The organism is Hymenobacter segetis, from assembly GCF_038448715.1.
GTDB classification, from domain to species: Bacteria; Bacteroidota; Bacteroidia; order Cytophagales; family Hymenobacteraceae; genus Hymenobacter; species Hymenobacter segetis.
In genome coordinates this window covers 18,751-27,192 of record NZ_JBCEVZ010000063.1, presented here as the reverse complement: position 1 = coordinate 27,192, position 8,442 = coordinate 18,751, and the positions used below count along the sequence as shown (strand labels likewise).

At 64.6% G+C, this 8,442-nt stretch carries 1 protein-coding gene; it reads left to right on the top strand.

The genetic code is table 11. The features are described 5' to 3' along the window. The first annotated feature begins 43 nt into the window (after nt 1-43). Entirely contained in the window at nt 44-8,275 is an 8,232-nt protein-coding gene (locus tag AAFH49_RS18675) for a T9SS type A sorting domain-containing protein (protein ID WP_342300571.1), read from the top strand. Nucleotides 8,276-8,442 lie beyond the last annotated feature (167 nt).

The following is an 8,442-nucleotide window of genomic DNA, read 5'->3' as shown; positions in this document are numbered from 1 at the left end:
GCATTACATAGTGCCTTTGTTTCATCCTTTCAAATATTTTTTTATGAAAAAACATATAATCCTCTGGGTACTGCTCCTGCTTTCCGGCAGCGCCTGGGCTCAGTTGAGCATCAGGGAAAGCTTCGAGGCAACTAATGGCGACTACGGGTACACCACTACCTTCGACAATAACGCGACCATTAATAACACTTCTGCTACCCAGGTCTACTTCACCCGGACTCAGAATCCAAAAGCAGGATTTGGTAACCCGGTTGTTTCGCCAACGCCCGATGGCTCCTGGTTCTGGGCGGCGGAAGCAGGAGTGGATTTTAACCGTACGATTCCCCCGGCGACGTTGACGCTCAACGCCATAGCCAACGCGCAGAACTACAACACCATCAAGGTCAATATTCTGGTCACGGACCCGCGCCGCACGACTAGTGGCACCAATACCAGCGTAGCCATCAACACCGACCATATGCGTATCCAGTATGCGTATACCTCTACGAACGTTGTTCCCGCTGCTTCCAGTTTTCTCACAGCCGGCGAATTCACTGGTGTCAATGCTTCCCCCGGCTTATGGTATCAGTATGTAAACGGTGTCAGTACCGGGCAGAACCTGACCGAAGTCTTCAAAAATTTTGAGTTTCCGATTAATTCGGGCTCCGGTTTCCTGTTTATCCGTGTGCAGGTTGACGTCGCCGCTTCGGGCAGGGAGCTGGGGTTTGACAACATTCGGGTAACGGGCACCCAGGCCACCAGCCTACCCCCGACCCTGGCTACCACTGACACCGGTGACCGGGCTTATGCCGAAGGGGGCGCGGCGCTGCCCATTTTCACCGATTTGACCGCCGACAATCCCAGCGGTGCCACGCTGGATGCCGCCAAGGTCGTCTTCACGAACGGCACCCGCGTGGCGGCGCAGGACGAGCTGACCTACACGATTCCTGCTGGCAGCGGCATCTCGTTCGATGCGGCCAACAGCACCAACGGCGCGCTGGCTTTCACCGGCTCTTCCTCGGAAACCAATTACCAGAACCTGCTGCTCTCGGTGAAATACCGCAACACCACCTCTACGGCGGCCCGCGGCGGCACGCGCACCTTCGCGTTTACGGTCAGCAACAGCGGTAGCACCAGCGGTCAGCTTATCCGCAACGTGGTGGTGACGGCCAAGCTCAATGACGCGGTGGGGCTGCCTTTCACCGAGGACTTTGAAGATGACGGCGAAGGCACGACCTACGGCTCCAACACGGCTACTTCCGGGACGCAGGGCTTTGTGCGGCTGACCGGCCCCCCCGGCGCTACGTATGGCTCCAGCACCGTCTTCAGTCAAATCCAGGGCAGCGGCTACTTTTACGGCCGGGGCACCAAGGAATTCCTGCCCGCGTCGAGCGACGGGCTGCCCACGGCGGGCAATAACATCGCGACGCCGCTTGGCGGGGTACTGCAATTGGCCCCGGTGAATACCACCGGCTTCACCAACCTGCACTTCAAGCTCAAGGCCGCCGCCACCTCCCCCAGTCCCTTTTCCACCGACGACTTTCTGCGCTTCTCCTACAACCTGAACAACGGCGCGGGCTGGCAGGCCTTCCCTTCGGGCAACTTCACGGGCTTGAATAACGGGGGGCTGCGCCAGGACGGTAGCGCCTCCGGCCTGTTGCTGACCACCACCATGCAGGATGTGGACATCGCGCTGCCCGCCGCGGTGGCCGGCACCAACGTGAGCTTCCGAGTGGAAGTGGGCGACAACGGGGGCGAAGAAATTGCCTTCGACAACATCCAGATAACGGGTACGCCGGTGCCGACGACGGTTTCGTCCATCGTGCGAACCAGCACCAACCCCACCAACGCCGCCACCGTGCAGTACACGGTGACCTTCGCGGCCAGCGTGACGGGCCTGACGACCAGCAACTTCACCCTGACGACCACCGGCACGCTGGGCGCCACGCCCAGCGTGAGCAGCGTATCGGGCTCGGGCACTACCTACACCGTGACGGTGAACACCGGCACCGGCAGCGGCACCCTCCGCCTGGACCTGAACAACAGCACCGGCCTCACGCCCAGCGTGAGCAACGTGCCCTACACCAGCGGCGAAGTATACACCATCGATAAGGATGGCCCGGCGGTGTCGAGCGTGGCGGTGCCGGCCAACGGCACCTACCGCGCCGGTCAGACGCTGAGCTTCACGGTAAACTTCTCGGAAGCCGTGACCGTGACGGGCACGCCGCAGCTGGCCCTGACCGTCGGCGCGACTGCCCGGCAGGCGGCCTACGCCTCGGGCACCGGCACCACGGCACTAGTCTTCAGCTACACCGTGCAGAGCGGCGACCAGGATGCGGACGGCATTGCGCTGGGCGCCCTGGGGCTGAACGGCGGCACCCTGCGCGACGCGCTGGGCAACAACGCGACCCTGACCCTCAACGGCGTGCCCTCGACGGCCGGCATCCTGGTCGACGGGGTGGCCCCAACGGTGAGCAGCAGCAACCGCCAGAACCCGACGGGCAGCAGCACCAGCGGCACTTCGGTCACCTTCCGCGTGACTTTCAGCGAAACGGTGACGGGCGTGACGACCAGCAGCTTTACCTTGGTTACGACCACCGGCTCGACCAGCGGCTCCATCAGCAGCGTGGCCTCGGTGAGCGGCAGCAACGGCACCCAGTACGACGTAACGGCCAGCAGCCTCAGCGGCAACGGCACGATTCGTCTCGACGTGAAGAGCAGCGGCTCGGGTATCACCGACGCCGCCGGCAACGCCCTGAGCGGCGGCTTCACGGGCGGCCAGACCTACGACATCAACCAGAGCGTAACCGTAGTCTCGGTCACGCGCCTGACGCCTTCGCCCACGGCCACGGCCCAGGTGAGCTACCGGGTGGTATTCTCGGGCACGGTGGCAAACTTGACGACCACCAACTTCACGCCCACCATCACGAGTGGCAGCATCAGCGGTGCTGCTATCAGCAGCGTGAGCGGCTCGGGCACGACCTACACGGTCGTGGTGAACACGGGCACTGGCGACGGCAGCCTGCGCCTAGACGTGCAAAACACCACGGGCACGACGCCCACGGTGACGAACGTGCCTTACACGGCGGGTGAGGTGTACACCATCACCAAGAGCTTCGCGGCCGCGCCCACGCTGCGCATTCAGGCGGCGGGCAGCGCCAGCGGCAACGGCGACGTGACGGCCTTCGTGGACGTGGTGCAGGTGTTGAGCGGCGGCACGGCCTTCGCCAACGGCTTGCAGAACGGTAGCTTCGAGAGCAACAACGTAGCTCCCAGTAGTTTCCTGTACCAAGCCCAAGGTGTGGTGGCTAGTCCCTGGAGCTTCGGCACGCAGGCCGGTGTGTCGCGCAACGGCAGCGGCTTTGCGTCGACGGCTTACTCGGGCGACGCAGTGGCTTTGCTGCAAAGCGCTACTGGCAACAACGGTAGCGTATCGCAAAACCTGGCCGTGCCCACGGGCAGCTACCAGATTAACTTCCAGACCATGCAGCGCAACTACACCGCGCTCGACCAGCGGCTGAACGTGTTCGTGAACGACGTGTTCGTAGGCAACATTCAGCCGAACAACATCCCGACGTACGACGCCTTCACCTCGGCCACGTTCAACGTAGTGGCTCCGGCCCTGACGGCCACCGTGAGCACGACTTCGGGCAGCCCCACCAGCACCTCGCCCATTCCCTTCTCGGTAAGCTTCTCGCAGAGCGCGGGTACCACCTTCACGGCTTCGGACGTGACGGTATCGGGCGGCACGCTGACCAGCGGCAGTTTCGCGGGCAGCGGCGCGGGCCCCTACACCTTCACCGTGACGCCCAGCGGCGCGGGTACGGTAACGGTGAGCTTGGCCACCGGCGTGGCCAACGATGCCAACAACACCGGCAACTCGGCCAGCAATTCGGTGAGCGTGCAGTACCAGCTGCCGGCAACGGCGGCGCCGGTCGTAACGGCCCCGGCCAACGGCAGCTCGTTGAATACCACCACGCCGACTTATACGGGCACGGCTGCGGCTAACTCGACGGTAACGGTTTACGTGGACGGCAGCAGCATTGGCACGACGACGGCCACGGCCGGCGGCAGCTTCAGCTTGGTGAAGCCCACGGCCCTGAGCCAGGGCTCGCACACGGTGTACGCCACGGCCCAGACCAGCGGCTCGGCCGTGAGCGCCAACTCGAGTACGAATAACTTCACAGTGGATACCGTGCGGCCATCGGTGGTCATCAGCTCGTCGGCGGGCACTTCGGGCAGCACGACGGCCACCACGCCGGTGCCCTTCACGGTGACTTTCTCGGAAACCGTGAACGGCAGCTTCGTGCAGGGCGACCTGACGGTGACGGGCGGTACGATTTCGGGCTTCACCGCCGTTTCGGGCACGACCTTTACCTTCAACGTGACACCCACCAGCAGCGGCACCACCGTGACGGTGAACGTGCCGGCCAACGTGGCCCAGGATGCAGCCGGCAACTTCAACACCGCCGCTGCGCAGTTCAACATCACCTACGCGCAGCCAGTGGTGGCGACGGCGCAGAACGTAACGGTGAACCTGGCTGCCAACGGCACGGCGACCCTGAGCGCCAGCAGCGTGAACAACGGCAGCACCGGCCCGGGCACGCTTACTTACACTATCCAGAAAATCGCCCGCGGCCGGGTAGCCGAAGGCAGCACCCTGACGCTGACCACGCCCAACGGGGCCAACTTCACGGCCATCCGTTTCGCCAGCTACGGCACGCCCACCGACGATACCAACGGCAACTACCGCTTGGGCAGCTGCAACGCCGCCAACAGCGTGACCACGGCCCAGAACTCGTTCATCGGCCGCAGCACCGGCAGCATGGACGCTGTCAACGGCTCAAGCGCCAACAACAACCCCACGCTCGGTGACCCCTGCGGCGGCACGCCCAAGGCGCTGGCCGTGCAGGCCGCCTACTCGGCCGACGCCGGCAGCCTGAGCTACGACTGCTCGGAGGCCAGCAAAACGCAGTATGTGCTGCTGACTGTGACCGACGGCAGCGGCAACACCAGCACGTCGGTGGCCCAGGTGACGGTGAACCCGGCTCCCACGGCTACCATCACCAGCGCCACCCCCAACCCGGCCACGCCGGGCACCCTCGTAACGGTGAGCGGTACCAACCTGAGCGGCCTGACCAGCGCGACGCTGAATGGTGCGCCTGTAACGGCTACCGGCATCAGCGCGACCGGCTTCCAGTTTACGGTGCCGGCCAGCGCGACCTCGGGCAACCTGGTGGTGAACCTGCCCTGCAGCCAGACGCTGAGCCAAGCCTTCACGGTGGTTACCCCGGCTCCGGTGGTAACGGCCCCGGCCAACGGCAGCCTGCTGAATACCCGCACGCCAGTTTACTCGGGCACGGCTCCAGCCAACTCGACGGTGACGGTGTATGTAGACGGCGCGAGCATTGGCACGACCACGGCCACGGCCAGCGGCAGCTTCAGCCTGACGCAACCCACTAACCTGGCCGACGGCAGCCACACGGTGTACGCCACGGCCCAGGCCAGCGGCACGTCGGTGAGCGCGAATTCGAACACGAACACGTTCACCATCGATGCGACGCGTCCTGCGGTGACCATCACGAGCTCCGCTGGGGCCAGCGGCGGTACGACCACGACCTCGCCCATTCCCTTCACGGTAACCTTTTCGGAGAACGTGAACGCCAGCTTCGTGCAGGGCGACGTGACGGTGACTAATGGGGCCATCTCGGGCTTCACCACCGTTGTTGCGGGCACCACCTTCACGTTTAACGTGACGCCGACCACGGCGGGCACGGCCACGACGGTGACCGTACCGGCCAACGTAGCCCAGGACGCGGCCGGCAACTTCAACACGGCCGGCACGCCTTCGCCTTATGCCATCACCTTCCTGGCTCCCACCATCACCCTGGCTCCGGCTTCGGTGCCAGGTGGCACGGTGGGCGTGGCCTACAGCCAGGCCCTGTCGGCCTCGGGGGGCACGGCTCCCTACACCTACGTCATCACGGCTGGCGCATTGCCTTCGGGCCTGAGCCTGACGAACGGCACGATTGCGGGCACGCCCACGGTAGTTGGCACGTTTACCTTCACGGTGACGGCCACCGACAACTCGGCGGCTCCCGGCCCTTACAGCGGCTCGCGCAGCTACACGCTGACGGTTGCAGCCCCGACCATCACGATTGCTCCGACCACGCTGCCCAACGGCACGCAGGGCACGGCTTACAGCCAGGCCCTGTCGGCCTCGGGCGGTACGGCTCCTTACACCTACGCCATTACGGCCGGTGCCCTGCCGGCTGGCCTGAGCCTGACGAATGGCACGATTTCGGGCACGCCCGCAGTGAACGGCTCGTTTACCTTCACGGCGACGGCCACCGATGCCTTTGGCTTCACTGGTTCGCAGGCATACACGCTCACCATCGCGGCCCCGGTCGTGACGGCCGTGACTTGGACCGGCACCGTGAGCACCGACTGGTTCACGGCCGGCAACTGGTCGCCCAACGCGGTGCCCACCGCAACGATTGACGCCACCATCCCGACCGCGCCCAGCGGCGGACGCTTCCCGGCCCTCACGGGTGGCACGGCCAACGTGCGCAACCTGACCCTCAACAGCGGCGCGAGCCTGACCCAGAACGGCGGCACGGTGGTGGTCGCGGCCAACCTGACCAACAACGGCACCTACCAGCCCACGGGCGGTACGATGGTGTTGGGCAATACCGCCGCGAGCAGCATCCTGGGCAGCAGCAACACCCGCTTCTGGAACCTGACGGTGCAAGCCAACGGCGCGCAGTCGAGCACTTCGGCCAGCACCTCGGTGCAGCGCCTGTTCACGCTCAACGGTAACTTCACCACCAACGGCAACCCGCTCACGCTGGAGTCGAACGATACGAACACGGCGCTGGTGGTGAACAACGGCAGTGCCATCGTTAGCGGCACCGTGACGGTGCAGCGCTACATCGACCCGACCCTGAACCCCGGCCTGGGTTATCGCCACTATAGCGCGCCCGTGAGCACGGCCACCGTAGGCAGCTTGGCCACGGCCAGCTTCACGCCCGTGGTGAACCCGACCTACAACACGTCGGCGACGCCCAATAGCGTGCGGCCGTTCCCCACGGTTTATTTCTACGACGAAGCCCGCGTGGCCACGGCCACCAACAACAACCTGGCTCCCTTCGACCGTGGCTGGACGTCGCCCAGCGCGCTGACCGACCCGCTGGCTGTGGGCAAAGGCTACACCGTGAACCTGGCCCCGCAGACACTGGCCGTAACCGGCACGTTGAACAACGGCGACCTGTCGCAGACCCTGACCAGCACCCGGAACACCATCCCCGACGGCGGCTGGCAGCTGGTGGGCAACCCTTATCCCGCTCCCCTGGACTACAGCCGCGTAGCTAATGCCGACCGCGTGGGCCTGGATGCCGCCATCTACGTCTACAGCAGCACCGGGCAGTATGCCGGCCAGTATCGGACCTACGTTGGCGGTATCGGCAATCCCGTCGTTCCCTCGGGGCAGGGCTTCTTTACTCGCGTAGCTGCTGGCCAGACCAGTGGCAACCTGACCCTGCGCAACGCCCAACGCCTGACCGCGCCCAACGGCACCACCTTCCAGCGCACTGCCGAAACGCGGCCGCTGGTGCAGCTGACGCTGCAAGGTGCCGCCGCGGGCGCTGCTTCGGACGAGGCCTACGTGTACTTCGATAACGGCGCCACGGCCGGGTTCGACCGCGAGATGGACGCCATGAAGCTGGCCAACCCCACCGGCCTGAACCTGGCCGCCTGGGCTGGCAACAACAAGCTGGCCATCAACGGCCTGCCGCTGACCTCGACGGCTTCGGTCACGGTGCCGCTGTTCATTGGCCTGCCCGTGACGGGCACTTACACGCTGCACGCGGCGCAGGTGCTCAACTTCGGTGCCGGCGAGCAGCCCTTCCTGCGCGACTTGCAGCTGGGCACGCTCACCGACCTAAGTGTGAACCCCGACTACACCTTCACCATGAACGCGGCCAATACCACCCCGCGCTTCGAGTTGGTGTTTGGGGCCCGGGTGCTGGGCGTGGCTTCGGCCAAGCTGGCGGCCCAGGTAACCGTGTACCCGAACCCCGCCAGCAAGGCGGTATTCGTCGAACTGCCCTACGTCCTCAACCGCAAAGCCGTGACGGCCGCGCTGGTTGATGCCCTGGGCCGGGTGGTGCTCACGCAGGCCCTGCCAGCCGGCCAGCCCACCTACACCCTGCCGCTCACCAACCTGGCCACCGGCGTGTACTCGCTGCGCCTCCAGACGGAAGCCGGCGTGGTGGTGAAAAAGCTGGTGGTGGAATAAAAAACCCGCCTCACCAGGCATTGAAAAGCCCCGGCTGCATTGGCAGTCGGGGCTTTTTTGTGGGGTTAAGCACCTGCATAGATGGCGGATTAGTGGAAGGGTATGGTTGTGTTTTTATAATAATAAATTTAAATATATATTTACTAATTGAATTTACTGAACAGCTC